At 39.6% G+C, this 14,605-nt stretch carries 16 protein-coding genes; 1 reads left to right on the top strand and 15 read right to left on the bottom strand.

Translation table 11 applies throughout. The annotated features are described in order from the left end of the window. From A1D25_RS11270 to A1D25_RS06800, 15 genes are all read right to left on the bottom strand, one after another. Positions 1–65 (bottom strand): hypothetical protein (locus A1D25_RS11270; protein ID WP_420825109.1); only part of this gene is annotated, 65 nt, incomplete at its 3' end. Between the two features lie 265 nt (positions 66–330). Continuing rightward, positions 331–1,245, bottom strand: coding sequence for an arginase (locus A1D25_RS06735; protein WP_157394927.1), 915 nt, complete (start codon positions 1,243–1,245; stop codon positions 331–333). Between the two features lie 86 nt (positions 1,246–1,331). Beyond that, positions 1,332–2,156, bottom strand: coding sequence for a bifunctional DNA-formamidopyrimidine glycosylase/DNA-(apurinic or apyrimidinic site) lyase (mutM, locus tag A1D25_RS06740; RefSeq protein ID WP_157394928.1), 825 nt, complete (start codon positions 2,154–2,156; stop codon positions 1,332–1,334). Between the two features lie 61 nt (positions 2,157–2,217). Then, on the bottom strand, positions 2,218–3,687 hold the full coding sequence (gene ubiD, locus A1D25_RS06745; protein ID WP_157394929.1) for a 4-hydroxy-3-polyprenylbenzoate decarboxylase: 1,470 nt from the start codon (positions 3,685–3,687) through the stop codon (positions 2,218–2,220). A gap of 23 nt (positions 3,688–3,710) precedes the next feature. Continuing rightward, positions 3,711–5,087 (bottom strand): Trk system potassium transporter TrkA, encoded by a 1,377-nt coding sequence (gene trkA, locus A1D25_RS06750; protein ID WP_157394930.1) that lies wholly within the window; start codon positions 5,085–5,087, stop codon positions 3,711–3,713. A 1-nt stretch (position 5,088) separates the two neighbouring features. Then, a complete protein-coding gene (rsmB, locus tag A1D25_RS06755; protein WP_420825108.1) occupies positions 5,089–6,384 on the bottom strand; it encodes a 16S rRNA (cytosine(967)-C(5))-methyltransferase RsmB in 1,296 nt (431 codons plus the stop codon). Positions 6,385–6,566: 182 nt separating this feature from the next. Then, positions 6,567–7,163 (bottom strand): cytochrome c3 family protein, encoded by a 597-nt coding sequence (locus A1D25_RS06760; RefSeq protein WP_157394941.1) that lies wholly within the window; start codon positions 7,161–7,163, stop codon positions 6,567–6,569. Positions 7,164–7,171: 8 nt separating this feature from the next. Further along, the gene (locus tag A1D25_RS06765) at positions 7,172–7,603 is read right to left on the bottom strand and encodes a nitrate reductase cytochrome c-type subunit (protein ID WP_157394932.1); all 432 of its coding nucleotides are present in this window, start codon (positions 7,601–7,603) and stop codon (positions 7,172–7,174) included. Positions 7,604–7,693: 90 nt separating this feature from the next. Next, positions 7,694–8,584, bottom strand: coding sequence for a quinol dehydrogenase ferredoxin subunit NapH (gene napH, locus A1D25_RS06770; protein ID WP_157394933.1), 891 nt, complete (start codon positions 8,582–8,584; stop codon positions 7,694–7,696). Beyond that, the gene (napG, locus tag A1D25_RS06775) at positions 8,584–9,342 is read right to left on the bottom strand and encodes a ferredoxin-type protein NapG (protein ID WP_157394934.1); all 759 of its coding nucleotides are present in this window, start codon (positions 9,340–9,342) and stop codon (positions 8,584–8,586) included. Before napG ends, napH begins: the two co-directional genes overlap by 1 nt. 79 nt (positions 9,343–9,421) lie before the next feature. Continuing rightward, the gene (gene napA / locus A1D25_RS06780; protein WP_157394935.1) at positions 9,422–11,905 is read right to left on the bottom strand and encodes a nitrate reductase catalytic subunit NapA; all 2,484 of its coding nucleotides are present in this window, start codon (positions 11,903–11,905) and stop codon (positions 9,422–9,424) included. Between the two features lie 33 nt (positions 11,906–11,938). Then, on the bottom strand, positions 11,939–12,223 hold the full coding sequence (locus A1D25_RS06785; protein WP_157394936.1) for a chaperone NapD: 285 nt from the start codon (positions 12,221–12,223) through the stop codon (positions 11,939–11,941). Beyond that, positions 12,220–12,750, bottom strand: coding sequence for a ferredoxin-type protein NapF (gene napF / locus A1D25_RS06790; RefSeq protein ID WP_157394937.1), 531 nt, complete (start codon positions 12,748–12,750; stop codon positions 12,220–12,222). The genes A1D25_RS06785 and napF overlap by 4 nt, the downstream gene beginning before the upstream one ends. 179 nt (positions 12,751–12,929) lie before the next feature. Then, positions 12,930–13,055: a type B 50S ribosomal protein L36 gene (ykgO, locus tag A1D25_RS06795; protein ID WP_157394938.1), complete on the bottom strand. Its 126-nt coding sequence runs from the start codon at positions 13,053–13,055 to the stop codon at positions 12,930–12,932. 10 nt (positions 13,056–13,065) lie between these two features. Continuing rightward, positions 13,066–13,335, bottom strand: coding sequence for a type B 50S ribosomal protein L31 (locus A1D25_RS06800; protein WP_157394939.1), 270 nt, complete (start codon positions 13,333–13,335; stop codon positions 13,066–13,068). Between the two features lie 267 nt (positions 13,336–13,602). Here A1D25_RS06800 and rpe point away from each other — a divergent pair, with 267 nt between their 5' ends. Continuing rightward, a complete protein-coding gene (gene rpe / locus A1D25_RS06805) occupies positions 13,603–14,292 on the top strand; it encodes a ribulose-phosphate 3-epimerase (protein WP_157394940.1) in 690 nt (229 codons plus the stop codon). Positions 14,293–14,605: the final 313 nt, after the last annotated feature.

Genomic DNA, 14,605 nt, shown 5'->3' on the forward strand with positions numbered 1-14,605 from the left:
TAAATATTTTTCATCATATTACATTTATAACGTTGAGTGTTATTTTGTGTACCGTGCTTCTTTATATTCTGATTTTGACAAAAAGGACAAGTTTTTTATTCATTTTCAAAAAAGTGCGTTAAAGCCTTGTACTATAAGCTCTTAACGCACTTTTTAGCAACTATTTTGTCCATTACACCAAAATTGATGAAAAGTTACCGCTTGTTTGCCCTCTCTCTGCTCAAAACTGCTGAACGCATTTTTGAGCTGTCTATCTCCCACAAGTGGGAGAGAGTTTTTTCAATTTTGTGCAACTGCTACATAATACCGGAAAATTGCGGAAAATAAATTCTAACGTCTCTCAATATGTTCTAATGCTTGCACAAATAAGCGATAAATCATCTCATACTGAGCTTTATCGTCTGACAGTATCGGATTAAACTCCGTTATCTCAAACACACTAAGGTTTGGCAAGGCTAAGAGTTGTTCTAGTAGTGTTGTGATTTCTATTTCTGTAAAACCTTCGGAAACAGGCGTTCCCGTTACACTAATTAAGCCTGCATCAAGAGCATCAACATCAAAACTAACATAGAGTAAATCGACATCAGTAAATTGCTGTTTAACTTGGGAGAGAACCTTTTCAAATCCAAGCTCTCGCATTTTCTGTGTTGAATAATAAGGAATACGTAGTTCTTCAATAAGAGCTAGCTCTTGCGATTCAAAGTCTCTCAAACCTAAGAAACAAATATCTTTCGGTAAAATTCCCCGAGAAGTTGGTGCAAGCTGTTTTAAATGTTGCCAATAGTATTCTACTTCAGGTGTAAGAGTATGAAGTTGTTGCGATAAATTATCTTGTTGTAGTAGGGCTGCAAGGCTCATTCCGTGTATATTGCCAGATGGTGTCGTATATGGCGTGTGTAAATCAGCGTGAGCATCAATCCAAATCACACCAATACGTTGTTTAGGATAAGCATTACATAATGCTGATAGCGTCCCTATTGCATTGGAATGATCACCTGTTAGTATTACAGGAAATTCAGGCTGTTGATAATATTGCGTTAAAGTGGGAATAAATTGTTGGAAAAAAGCGGTAAGATTATCAATATATTTTGCAGGTGGAGTAAGATATTTACTATCCGAATGGTTTTCAAAAATAGTGGAAGGCTGAATAGAATGTCGTTCACATAACCATTTTACACCCTCGTGGCTACCTCGTTTGCCCGCACCAATATCGGATAAAATTTGAATGATGTTGATTGTTTGCATACTGTTTCTCCATAACATTGTGCAAATATTACCTAAGTTATGCAAACAATCAATAGCATTTAACAAAATTTTAACATTTATCTAAATTACCTAGGTAATCTCTGACATTTCGGGCAGTAAAAACTGTTTCGTTGCCCGATAATTTGGGCTTCGATCAAACTACCGCAGTCATTACATTCTTGCCCTTTTCGCCCATAAACTTGCAACACCTGTGCAAAATAGCCAGGTTTGCCGTCAGGCTGAATAAAGTCTTTGAGCGTTGTACCGCCTTGTAAGATCGCTTTAGAAAGTACCGATTTAATCACAGTAACTAATCGCTCACACTGTTTTAGGCTTAAATTTTGTGTAGCAAGGTTTGGGTGAATACCCGCTTGGAAAAGCGATTCACAAGCATAAATATTACCCACACCGACAACCACCGCATTATTCATAATGAAATTTTTTACGGCAACGGTTTTATTACGACTTTGTTGATAAAGATAGCTACCTGTAAATTGCTCAGAAAGTGGTTCAGGGCCTAGTTTGGCTAATAGCTCTGCATTTTCAGCATTTTCAACCCAGAGCCACGCCCCAAATTTACGCGGATCGTTATAGCGTAAAATAGTACCGTCTGTGGTAACTAAATCAACGTGATCGTGCTTACCAAGCTCTTTTTCAGTTTGTTTAGTTAAAATCCCCAGTGAACCAGACATTCCAAGATGAATTAAAATATCGCCTTGATTAGTCTGAATAATAAGATATTTTGCTCGGCGATAAATCGCTAGAATTTTTGCACCAGCCATTTGGTTTAATTCATCACTGACAAGCCAACGTAGCTGTTTTTGACGAATAATGATTTGCTCAATGGTTTTTCCAACTAAGTAAGGGGAAATACCACGCACACTCGTTTCAACTTCAGGTAATTCTGGCATTTTTTCTCCACATAAGCGGTAAGATCTTCACATTTTTTTGCAAAAGCAGATATTTTTTAAGTTACTCGTCGATACCCAACTCATTCCAAATTTCATCAACACGTTTAACCACATTTGGGTCTTTTTCAATTGGTGTGCCCCATTCTCTTTGGGTTTCTCCCGCCCATTTATTTGTCGCGTCTATCCCCATTTTTGAGCCTAGCCCTGCAATAGGCGAGGCAAAATCAAGATAATCAATTGGCGTGTTTTCGATAAGTGTTGTATCACGAGCAGGATCGCAACGAGTCGTAATTGCCCAAATGACATCTTTCCAATCTCGAGCATTCACATCATCATCGCAGACGATCACAAATTTTGTGTACATAAACTGACGCAAGAACGACCAAACCCCCATCATTACTCGTTTAGCGTGTCCTGCATATTGCTTTTTAATCGTTACCACCGCTAGACGATATGAACACCCTTCAGGCGGTAAATAGAAATCCACAATTTCTGGGAACTGTTTTTGCAAAATAGGAATAAAGACTTCATTTAACGCTTCACCCAGTACCGCAGGCTCATCAGGTGGACGACCTGTGTAGGTGGAATGATAGATTGCATCACGTCGCATTGTGATATGGGTTACGGTAAATACGGGGAAATACTCTTGCTCATTATAGTAGCCTGTATGATCACCGTAAGGACCTTCTAAAGCGGTTTCTTGTAAGTCGATATAACCTTCTAGCACAATTTCCGCACTGGCTGGCACTTCCAAATCATTGCTGATAGATTTCACTACTTCGGTTTTATGCCCACGCAATAGCCCTGCAAATGCGTATTCGGAAAGAGTATCTGGAATAGGCGTAACGGCTGCCAAAATAGTTGCAGGATCTGCCCCTAATGCCACAGACATAGGAAACGGTTTATCAGGGTTAGCCTCTTTCCATTCTTGAAAATCTAATGCTCCACCACGATGAGACAGCCAACGCATAATCAATTTATTCTTCGCAATTAACTGCTGGCGGTAAATACCTAAGTTAAGGCGTTTTTTATAAGGCCCTTGAGTAATCGTTAGCCCCCAAGTAACTAAAGGTGCAACATCGCCTTTCCAGCAGTGCATAATCGGCAATTTATAGAGATCAACATCCTCTCCCGATAGTACGATCTGTTGGCAATCTGCTTTACTCAACACCTTACTAGGCATATTAAGCACTTGTTTCCATTGTGGAATTTGCCCGATTAAATCTTTAAATCCTTTTGGTGGCTCAGGCTCTTTCAAAAAGGCTAATAATTTACCTAGCTCTCGCAAAGCAAGTGTACTTTCTTGCCCCATTCCCATTGCAACACGATCCGCTGTACCAAATAAATTGCATAGCACTGGCATATTAAACCCTTTCGGATTTTCAAATAGCAGTGCTGGTCCACCTTTACGCAAAGTGCGATCAGCTATCTCCGTCATTTCTAAATAAGGGTCGATTTCTTGAGTAATGCGTTTTAACTCGCCTTTTTGCTCAAGTAATGACAAAAATTCACGCAAATTTTTATATTTCACCGTTCTATACCTTTTATTGTGTACTACAGGAAAAATGTACTAATCTGAAATAGTTTCTCAATATCATTCACTTGTTTTTTATCGTTAATTAACAAAATCACTCGATCATCTTCTTCGATCATTGTTGATTTGTGAGCAATAATGACGAATCCGTTACGAACGATTGCACCAATAATAGCCCCTTGTGGTAATTTTACTTCCCCAACTGTTCGCCCCACGACTTTTGATGTCGAATAATCGCCGTGAGCAATCACTTCAATCCCTTCAACAAGTCCTTGTTTAAAAGAAGCGACTTTAACAATATCGCTTTTACGAACGTGGCTTGATAATGCAGAGATGGTTGCCTGCTGTGGCGATAAAGCAATATCAATTGTTCCACCTTGAATAAGGTGTAAATATGCCATTTTTTGCACCAAAACAATCGCTTTTTTAGCCCCTAAACGTTTTGCTAATAGTGATGACATTATATTGGCTTCATCATCGCTAGTCAGGGCAAGAAAAAGATCTACGTTCTCAATATGTTCTTCAAATAATAATTCTTGATCTGAAGCGTCTCCACAAAGTACTAATGTTTTCGCTAATTTTTCGGCTAATTTGGTCGCTTTTTCAGTATCTCGTTCAATAAGCTTAACGCTACATTTATCTTCTAAACTTTTTGCTAGTGCAGTACCGATATTCCCCCCACCAATAATCATCACCCGCTTATGAGGACGTTCAAGACGTTGTAATTCAGCCATTACCGCCTTAATGTGTGGTGTCGCACAAATAAAAAAGACTTCATCTCCTGCTTCAATAATGGTTGAACCTTGTGGTACAAAGGCTTTTTCTTGACGAAAAATAGAGACAATTCGTGTTTCAATATGGGGAAGATGATCTGTCAGTGCAGATATAGGATAGCCGACTAAAGGCCCACCGTAATAGGCTTTCACACTAACAAGGCTGACCAAATCATTGGCAAAATGTGCGATTTGCAATGCACCAGGATAATCAATTAAACGCAAGATTTCTTGGGTAACGAGTAACTCAGGGGCAATAATATGATCTATCGGCAATACATCATTATTAAAGAGAACATCTCGCTCCCGCACATAGTCAGGATTACGAATACGAGCAATTTTAGTTGGGATATTGAAGAGCGTATAAGCAATTTGGCACGCAATCATATTGCTTTCATCACTATTAGTTACCGCAACAAGAAGATCTGCGTCGCTCGCTCCAGCTTCTCTCAATACTCTTGGTGAGGCTGCATTACCTTTTAGCACCTGTAAATCGTGCTTATCTTGTAATTTGCCAAGACGAGAGTGATCGTCATCAATGATGGTTATATCGTTATCATCATTAACCAGATTTTCTGCAAGGGTTGCTCCAACTTGTCCAGCACCTAAAATTATGATCTTCATTCTAGTTCACTTTTTTAACTAATTTTGCATAAAAGAAGCCATCGCCCCCTTTTTCACTTGGGAAGAATTGTTTTTCAAACACTTTCTCACCGCCTAAATCCATTTCAACAAGCATTGCATCTTGAGTTTGCTCTACAAAGCGTTGAATTTGTAAACTATTTTCTTCAGGTAAGATAGAACACGTTGCGTATAGTAATACGCCATTTGGTTTTAGGCGTTGCCACAATGCCGAGAGTATTTTGGCTTGTAGCTGAACAAGCTCATCAATATCACTCTCTTTGCGTAACCATTTAATATCAGGGTGACGGCGAATAACCCCAGTTGCTGAACAAGGTGCATCTAATAAAATACGATCAAACATCTCATCATCTTCAAGCCACTGATTTGGCTGACTCGCATCACCACAAATAATTTTAGCGTCTTGCCCTAATCGAGATAAATTCTCTGCCACTCGCTTTAAGCGAGCTTGCTCAATATCTAGAGCAATTACATCGGCTTTCGGGGCAAGTTCAAGAATATGGGTCGTTTTCCCACCGGGAGCGGCACAAGCATCTAACACTTTATCGCCATTACTTACATCTAACAATAATGCAGCCCATTGTGCGTGAGCATCTTGCACAGTTGCCCAGCCCTTTGCAAAATTCGGTAAAGAACTTACCGCTTGAGGTTGGTTTAAATACAAGGCACAAGGCGGAATTTGCGGAGAATGAAGATATTCTGCTACACCATCTAAAGCGAGAGCATAGTTTTCTACACTAGAAAATTGTGAGTTCACTCTAATCCACATAGGTGGACGCTGGTTATTCGCATCAATAATTTCACGCCAATGAGGATAGGATTTTTTCAGCTTATTTACCAACCATTCAGGGTGCAAGGTTTGCCAATGCTTATCTACTTTCGCCAAAATTTCTGCTTGCTCACGCAAAAAACGACGTAATACGCCATTAACCAATGCACGAAAACTATCTAATTTTAAGACTTTTGTCGCATTAACGACTTCATCAACTGCAGCGTGAGAGGGTACTCGCATATAAAGTAATTGGTAAAGCCCAACCAATAATAAACAATGAACTAAACGTGTTTTACCTTTTAAAGGCTTTTCCACTAATAATTTAATGATCGCTTCTAGACGTGGCAAGACTCGGCAGATACCAAACGTCATTTCTTGGATCAACGGCTGATCCTTACTGGCTATCTGCAAATGAAGTTCGGGCAATAAAGCAGAAAGTGATTTTCCTTGATCAAGAACTTGTAAAATAACTTGTGCTGCTACTGCACGAGAAGAAAGTTTCGTCACATTGTTTTGCATAATAAAGGGAAATTAGATGAATTGTGAATAATTAGAATACAAGGTAGATCCTAGCATAAAAGGGCGGATAAGTTAATCTAACGCGAAAGTCTAGTGTGAAATAGGGACAGATCAAATTTTACACTGTCCCTATATGATAAAAATGTATTTTTTACGTTAAATCCGACCGCTTACTTCTGCTCAGTTTGCGATTTTGGTTTAAAACCAGACTCTACATTTTTCATATGCGGTAGGTTGTGAGCGATACCTTTATGGCAGTCAATACAGGTTTTCCCTTCTTTTTCTGCCATTGCGTGCATTTTTGCCGCAACATTTTTCTGTTGGGTGAAATCCATATCCGCAAAATTATGGCAGTTTCGGCACTCTTGTGAATTATTGGCTTTTAATCTTGCCCATTCACGTTCTGCCATTGCTAAGCGGTGGGTTTCAAACTTTTCTTTGGTATCTACTTTGCCTGTGTAATGAGCAAAAACTTCTTTTGCAGCTTCAATTTTTCTTGCCCATTTTGGAATAAATTCGTGTGGAACGTGGCAATCAGAACAGATAGCTTTTACACCGCTACGGTTTGAGTAGTGAGCAGATGCACGATATTCAGGCACAACATCATTCATATGGCAACTTGAGCAAAACTCTTCGGTATTAGTATGCTCAAGAGCCACATTAAATCCGCCCCAAAATAGAATTCCGCCTAAGGCTGAGACTAAAATAAGAAAGCCGATCCCAATTTTACTTGGCGAGCGAAACCACTGCCAAAAACGTTTAATCAATCCGATCATTATTTACCCCCAAAGGCTTTGGTTGGCTCAAATTGGTTTTCAATAATTGGATCGACATCTGCTTGTGGAACGTGGCATTGTAAGCAGAAATAACGACGTGGCGAAGTATCACCTGTTACATTTCCATCACGATCCATAAAGTGCGTTGGGCTGATACGAGGCGCTCCTGTTACTCGATAATTTTCCACACCGTGACAATTTAAACATTGGTTGGTATTTTTAGTTACTTGGTAGCCACGAATACTATGTGGGATCATCGGTGGTTGATTCACATAATTTAATCCAATTTTACCGTTATCTTTCGGCATATTATGAAATTCTGGGGCTATCGCTTCTACGCCTTTTTCGGCACTTGAAGGCACTTTTTCTACGTTATTTGCGAGAGCAAAACTCGACACCGCAATAAAAAATAAAGCGAGATATTTTTTCATTTTTCACTCCAATTAAGGCTTTTAATAAATCTTCCCGAATGCACTGTTTATATTCAGGGCATTGCGAAGTTTGGTTAAACCGCTAAAAACTTAAATAATTCGTTCACCTTGTTTCTCAAAACGAGAAGTGAAGGTAAATACATTTTCAGCACAGACATCAATGCAACGTCCGCAACTAATACAATCTTTCGATAACACAATTTGGCTATCTTCTGGTTTACCGTTTAGGGGTAAACGTAATACTTGTGGCTCTGGGCAGATGTGGAAACAATCCATACAGCGATCGCAACGTTTTCGATCAATAACCGCAACTCGTACGATACTTTTTGCACCTATAACGCCATAAGTTGCTCCAATCGGGCAGAGATGCCCACACCAACCGTGTTCCACAATCAATAAATCAAATAGAAAAACCGCTAATACGAGCCATAAGGTTGCACCTAGTCCATAAACAAAGACTCGCCCTAGTGCTGCAACAGGATTGATCCATTCCCACAATAGCGTGCCAGAAATGGCACTACCGACTAAGATCATCACCAAAATACCGTAGCGTAGTTCTCTTGGTAATTTTGCTGACTGTCGAATACCTAATTTTCGCCGTAACCAAGCTGCACTGTCTGTAACCATATTAAGTGGGCAGACCCAAGCACAAAAGGCTTTACTGGCAAGTAGTGCGTAAACTGCAATAACAATCACCGCACCAAGTAGGGTTTTCCATTCAGGCAAATATCCTGTTACTAGGCTTTCTACGGTAATGAGTGGATCGGTTAAAGGAATAAGGTCAAATAATAAACTTGAACTATAATTACCTTTTAAAATCCATACATTCCACATCGGCCCACTTAAAAACATTAAGATAATGCTTATTTGTGAAAGACGGCGAAGTAGTAAAAACCGATACGCTCGCCACCAGCCTAATTTTTCTCTTGCTTCTCGCCCTGCGTGTTTAGGACTATTTGTTTTTACTGAAGGTTGAGCCATTATTTCACTCCTTCAGGTAAACGGGTTGGCAGAGTTAAAATCCCTTCAGGGTTGCTTTCATCTAATAATGAATGTCCTGCTTTTTCTTTCTCTTCCCAACCCAATCGATAATGTTTGCCTAACATTCCTTTGGCTAACGACATAGGCAGAATTTTGATTGCAGCTTCTTCTAATACGCAAGCCTCTTCACACTTACCACAGCCTGTACAAGCATCGGAATGTACCGTTGGGATAAATTTTGCATGTTTTCCTGAACGATCATTACGTTGAACTTCAAGAGTAATCGCTTTATCAATCAATGGGCAAACTCGATAACAAACATCACAACGTAGCCCTTGCCAGTTCAAACAGGTTTCCTGATCAAGCAATACGGATAATCCCATTCTGGCATCATCAATATTGGTCAAATTCGGATCTAACGCCCCACTTGGACACGCTTTAACACAAGGAATATCAGGACACATTTCACAAGGTTTTTCTCGTGCGATAAAATAGGGGGTTCCTGCTTCCATTGGCGAAAGTAGTGATGCAAGGTGCAACATTTCATAAGGACAAGCCTGTACACATTGCCCACATCTTACGCACGCTGCGGTAAAGTCTTTATCATCGGCTAGTGCACCGGGTGGACGCAATGCAACACCTTGTCGAGCAAGGCTTTGATTTTGTTGTAAGGCGAGAATAATCCCTACACCACACACGCCACCTGCTGTCCGAGTTGCATTTTTTAAAAACTGACGCCGACTTGGATCAAGTTTCATCTTCCTGAGCCTTTCTTAACAAGCGGTTAGATTTGCAAAATTTTTTGCCAATCCCACCGCTTGTAAACCTATTTGACGACTATGCTTTTTCTACTTTAACCGCACATTTTTTGAAGTCGGTTTCTTTAGAAATTGGATCGGTCGCATCAAGGGTCAGTTTATTTGCTAGCTGACCTGCATCAAAGAAGGTTGTGTAAATAACACCTTCTGGCATTTTGTTACGTCCACGAGTATCTAAATGCGAAATCATTTCACCACGACGGGAAATAACTTTCACTTTGTCGCCGTGACGTAAACCACGTTTTTGTGCATCAGTCGGGTGCATCCAAACTAAGTTGTTCGGGAATGAACGGTGTAACTCTGGCACTCGGCGTGTCATTGAGCCTGTGTGCCAATGTTCAAGTACACGTCCAGTCGTGAGCCATAAATCGTATTCTGCATCAGGTGCTTCTGCTGGTGGCTCATAAGGGACAGCAAGAATGATTGCTCTCTTATCTGGATAACCATAAAATGCCACACCTTCGCCTTGTTTGACGTATGGGTCATAGCCTTCACGATAACGCCATAAGGTTTCTTTACCATCAACCACAGGCCAACGTAAACCACGAGCTTGGTGATAGGTTTCAAAGGTAGCAAGATCGTGTCCGTGTCCACGCCCGAAAGAGGCATACTCTTCAAACAAACCTTTTTGTAAGTAGAAACCGAAGTGATCGGCTTCATCATTCATATAGCCAGCTTTATCTTGTGGCACTTGGAATTTATCTACTTGCCCGTTGCGATAAAGCACATCAAATAATGTTTTGCCTTTATATTCAGGGTTTGCCGCTAATACGTCTGCTGGCCACATCTCATCTGTTGTGAAATATTTTGAAAATTCCACTAATTGCCATAAGTCAGATTTAGCTTGACCTGGTGCTTTAACTTGCTGATACCAGAATTGTGTACGGCGTTCTGCATTACCATAGCCACCTTCTTTTTCAACCCACATTGCCGTTGGTAAAATTAAGTCTGCTGAAAGTGCTGAAACGGTTGGATATGGATCAGAAACAACAACAAAGTTACGTTCATCACGCCAGCCTGGCATACGCTCTTGGTTAATATTCGGGCCTGCCTGCATATTGTTATTACACATTACCCAATAGGCATTTAACTTACCGTCTTTTAATGCTCTATCTTGAGCAACAGCGTGCAAGCCAATTTGCGTTTGTACAACACCATTTGGTAACTTCCATAATTTTTCTGCCGTTTTAACGTGCTCTGGGTTAGTAACCACAAGATCCGCAGGTAAACGGTGGATAAATGTTCCTACCTCACGAGCCGTACCACAAGCTGATGGCTGACCTGTCAATGAGAATGGACCACAACCTGGTTTTGAAATTTTACCTGTCAGTAAGTGAATGTTATAGATTAGATGGTTCGCCCATACACCACGAACGTGTTGGTTAAAGCCCATTGTCCAATAAGAAACGATGTTCAATTTTGGATCTGCATACATTTTGGCAAGGCTTTCTAACTGATCTTTCGGAACACCCGATAATTCGTGAGCTTTTTCTAGTGTGTATGGTTCAACAAGTTTCTTAAACTCTTCAAAACTACTGTCGTGCATTTTGCCCGCAGTTTTGACATTTTTAGCAGCTTGTTCAAGTGGGTGACTTGGACGTAAACCGTAGCCAATATCGGTTTCGCCACGTTTGAATTTAGTGTGTTTTTCAATGAAATCCGTATCAATCGCATTATTTTGAACGAGGTAATTTGCGATGTAATTTAAAATCGCTAAATCCCCTTGTGGTTTAAACACAATGCCTAAGTCAGCTAATTCAAAGGAACGATGTTCAAAAGTAGAAAGAACCGCTACACGAGCATCTTTATGCGATAAACGGCGATCAGAAATACGCGACCATAAAATCGGGTGCATTTCTGCCATATTTGAACCCCAAAGTACAAAAGCATCCGCTTTTTCAATGTCATCATAACAGCCCATTGGCTCATCCATACCAAAGGTACGCATAAATGCAACCGCAGCAGATGCCATACAGTGACGAGCATTTGGGTCAATGTTGTTAGAACGTAAGCCTGCTTTAAATAGCTTAGATTTTGCTACCCCTTCAAAAATAGTCGATTGACCCGAAGTAAACATTCCCACACCATTTGGGCCTTGCTCTTTAATCGCTTTCTTGAATTTTTCCGCCATAATGGTGAACGCTTGATCCCAAGAAACAGGAGTAAATTCCCCGTTTTTATCAAACTTACCATCTTTCATACGCAACATTGGCGATGTTAAGCGGTCTTTTCCGTACATAATTTTTGGCAAGAAATAGCCTTTAATACAGTTTAAGCCACGATTTACTTCTGCATCAGGATCGCCTTGTGATGCCACAACACGTCCATTTTGCGTCCCCACAAGTACGCTACATCCCGTTCCACAGAAACGACAAGGTGCTTTTTCCCATTTGATCTTGTTGTCATCGGCATAGACATTCTTGACAGGAATAGCAATTCCAGCAGCAACAGCAGCCGCAGCTGCTGCGTTTGCCTTCATAAAATCTCTACGATTGAGTTCCATAAAGTTCCCCACTAATAATAGGTAATCAAAAAATTAAAAATTCTCGTCTTGATGACTGTAAATTAACGATACAACAATTACGCCATCAATCTCTTTGATCTGTTCCATCTGTTCAACCAATAGCGGCTGAAAATCGGCTTCAATCACAACGACTAATTTGCCTTCTTCTTTTTCACCGTAAATTTCAGTATAAGGCATTGTTAATAAAGTATCTTTAACCGCAGTTAATTTTTCAGGACGAGCCTGAACGACTAAACTACAAACGTACCAGTTTCCGTCTGTATGGGTATGATTAAGTTTATCGGATACGTTTCTCATAAATACATAATTTGAATAGATTGCGTAGGGCAAACAGAAAGACAAGCCCCACAACCATTACAACTCTCAAGGTTTACAATTGGTGTTGCCACCCGCCCGAACTCCCGTTTAAAACGGATTGCTCGCATTTCACAGTTATCTTCACAGCTTCGACACTCCACCGAAAATTGCGTTAAGCAACTGCTCTGAATTTCTACTTTATGTTGCCAAGCTGCTTCACTCGTTGGTCGAAATAAATCGACTTCACACATATTCACACAGGCTTGACAAAAACTACATTCTTTCCGCCCTAAAGAGAAATTCACTTCAGGATAGCCATCTGCCCCTTTTTGCAAAATCCCCATTTCACAAGCAACAACACATTGGCTACAAGCGGTACATTTCTCCGAAAATGTTGCAAGATCGACCCAAGGAGGACGAATTGCATTATGCCCTTGCTGTTTTACTTGTTCTGTTTTTAAAGCATTTAAAAAATGCCCGCGTAAAAAGCTACGGCGTGGTAAAGGAGTTTCGGTTAAATTCGTCAAAATAGTTGAGTAAATGAGTAAGATATTTCGGGGTCTATTCTAGCATTTTTGAAATGTTGTGAAATTGTGGACAAGGTGTTACTTACATTAACCTTGATTACAATCAAGAAAAATAGCGATAAAAACTGTAATTTTTTATCGCTATATATCTGATTTTATAAAAATTTTCTAAAAATCAATTAACGCTGACGAGCTTTAAAACGTGGGTTCGTTTTGCAAATTACATAAAGTTTGCCTTTACGGCGAACAACTTGGCAATCTGGGTGACGAGATTTTGCTGTTTTCAGTGAATTTAAAATTTTCATCGTGTTTTCCTTATTTTTTAGCCGTTAAGCTCGAAATACCTTTAAAGCGTTCATTAAATTTACTTGCTCGCCCTTCAGTATTTGCTTCACGACGTTTACCTGTATAGACAGGGTGTGATGCTGAAGAAGTATCTAATGGATAAAGCGGATACTCTTTGCCATCTTCCCAAACCATTGTTTTACTGGTACTCGCACAAGAACGAATAACCCAGCCTTGTTGCACACTGCTGTCATAAAACAATACTTCACGATAATTTTCAGGGTGAATCCCTTTTTTCATATAAACTCCAATAAAACCATAAATAAAAAGTGGATTTATTTTGCCTGATATTTTGAAAAATAGCTATAATTTTTTTATGGTTTTTAGTGATTTGGTTTGTGGAATTGATCATTTTGCAAATTTTTGAGAGAAAATAACCGCTTATTTATCAGCTCCAAACCAACAAAATATGCTAAATATGCGATAAAGATCGAAGTTTCTTGAGCTAAAATATGCTAGGCTAACTTTCATTATTACACTGTTATTTGTCAATTAAGGGGATCTACAATGGCTCAACAACCATTTCTTATTGCACCTTCTATTCTTTCTGCGGATTTAGCTCGCCTAGGCGATGATGTGAGTGATGTGCTGAATGCTGGTGCTGACTTAATTCATTTTGATGTAATGGATAACCATTATGTGCCAAATTTAACTTTTGGACCTGCAATCTGTAAAGCCTTGCGTGATTACGGTATTCAATGCCCAATTGATGTGCATTTAATGGTAAAACCTGTCGATAGACTGATCCCTGATTTTGCTAAAGCGGGGGCTAATATTATTACTTTCCACCCTGAAGCCAGCGAACATATCGACCGCTCATTACAACTTATTCGAGATAATGGCTGCCAATCTGGCTTAGTGTTTAACCCTGCGACACCACTACATTATTTAGACTATGTAATGGATAAGATTGATGTGATTTTGTTAATGTCTGTAAACCCTGGCTTTGGCGGACAAGCCTTTATTCCTTCTACATTAGATAAATTGCGTGAAGTTCGCCGCCGTATTGATGCAAGTGGACGTAATATTCGCCTTGAAGTTGATGGGGGAGTAAAAATCAATAATATCGCAGAAATTGCACAAGCAGGTGCAGATATGTTTGTTGCAGGATCAGCCATTTTTGATCAGCCTGACTACAAAACAGTCATTGAACAGATGCGAAAAGAGCTAGAGGGAGTTGTAAAAGATCAGACTTAATCTGACAAATAATTACACTACTTTTATTAGGAATTATCTTGGTGTAATGGACAAAAATGTGGGAAAAAAGTGTAGTTAAGCCTTATACTACAACTCTTTAACCCGGTGTAATGGACAAAATGGTTGCTGATTTACCCATTACACGTTCAAGTGGACAAAGTGGTTGCTAATAATATTTTTCTTATGTTGTTAGCAACTCTTTTTATTTAAAAAATCCTTTATAAACATAACCTTACGTTTTTTGCTTAATCCATTGTGATTATTTAATTTTCGTTTTAGTTCACTAAATAATCCTTCAAGCCTATTTGTCGTT

Source organism: Ursidibacter arcticus (assembly GCF_009761375.1).
Lineage (GTDB): Bacteria > Pseudomonadota > Gammaproteobacteria > Enterobacterales > Pasteurellaceae > Ursidibacter > Ursidibacter arcticus.

Coding starts and splice junctions, on each gene's coding strand:
- rpe (WP_157394940.1), top strand. CDS start 13,603: ATGGCTCAACAACCATTTCTTATTGCACCTTCTATTCTTTCTGCGGAT.
- ykgO (WP_157394938.1), bottom strand. CDS start 13,055: ATGAAAATTTTAAATTCACTGAAAACAGCAAAATCTCGTCACCCAGAT.
- A1D25_RS06800 (WP_157394939.1), bottom strand. CDS start 13,335: ATGAAAAAAGGGATTCACCCTGAAAATTATCGTGAAGTATTGTTTTAT.
- A1D25_RS06735 (WP_157394927.1), bottom strand. CDS start 1,245: ATGCAAACAATCAACATCATTCAAATTTTATCCGATATTGGTGCGGGC.
- trkA (WP_157394930.1), bottom strand. CDS start 5,087: ATGAAGATCATAATTTTAGGTGCTGGACAAGTTGGAGCAACCCTTGCA.
- napA (WP_157394935.1), bottom strand. CDS start 11,905: ATGGAACTCAATCGTAGAGATTTTATGAAGGCAAACGCAGCAGCTGCG.
- napG (WP_157394934.1), bottom strand. CDS start 9,342: ATGAAACTTGATCCAAGTCGGCGTCAGTTTTTAAAAAATGCAACTCGG.
- mutM (WP_157394928.1), bottom strand. CDS start 2,156: ATGCCAGAATTACCTGAAGTTGAAACGAGTGTGCGTGGTATTTCCCCT.
- A1D25_RS06765 (WP_157394932.1), bottom strand. CDS start 7,603: ATGAAAAAATATCTCGCTTTATTTTTTATTGCGGTGTCGAGTTTTGCT.
- napH (WP_157394933.1), bottom strand. CDS start 8,584: ATGGCTCAACCTTCAGTAAAAACAAATAGTCCTAAACACGCAGGGCGA.
- A1D25_RS06785 (WP_157394936.1), bottom strand. CDS start 12,223: ATGAGAAACGTATCCGATAAACTTAATCATACCCATACAGACGGAAAC.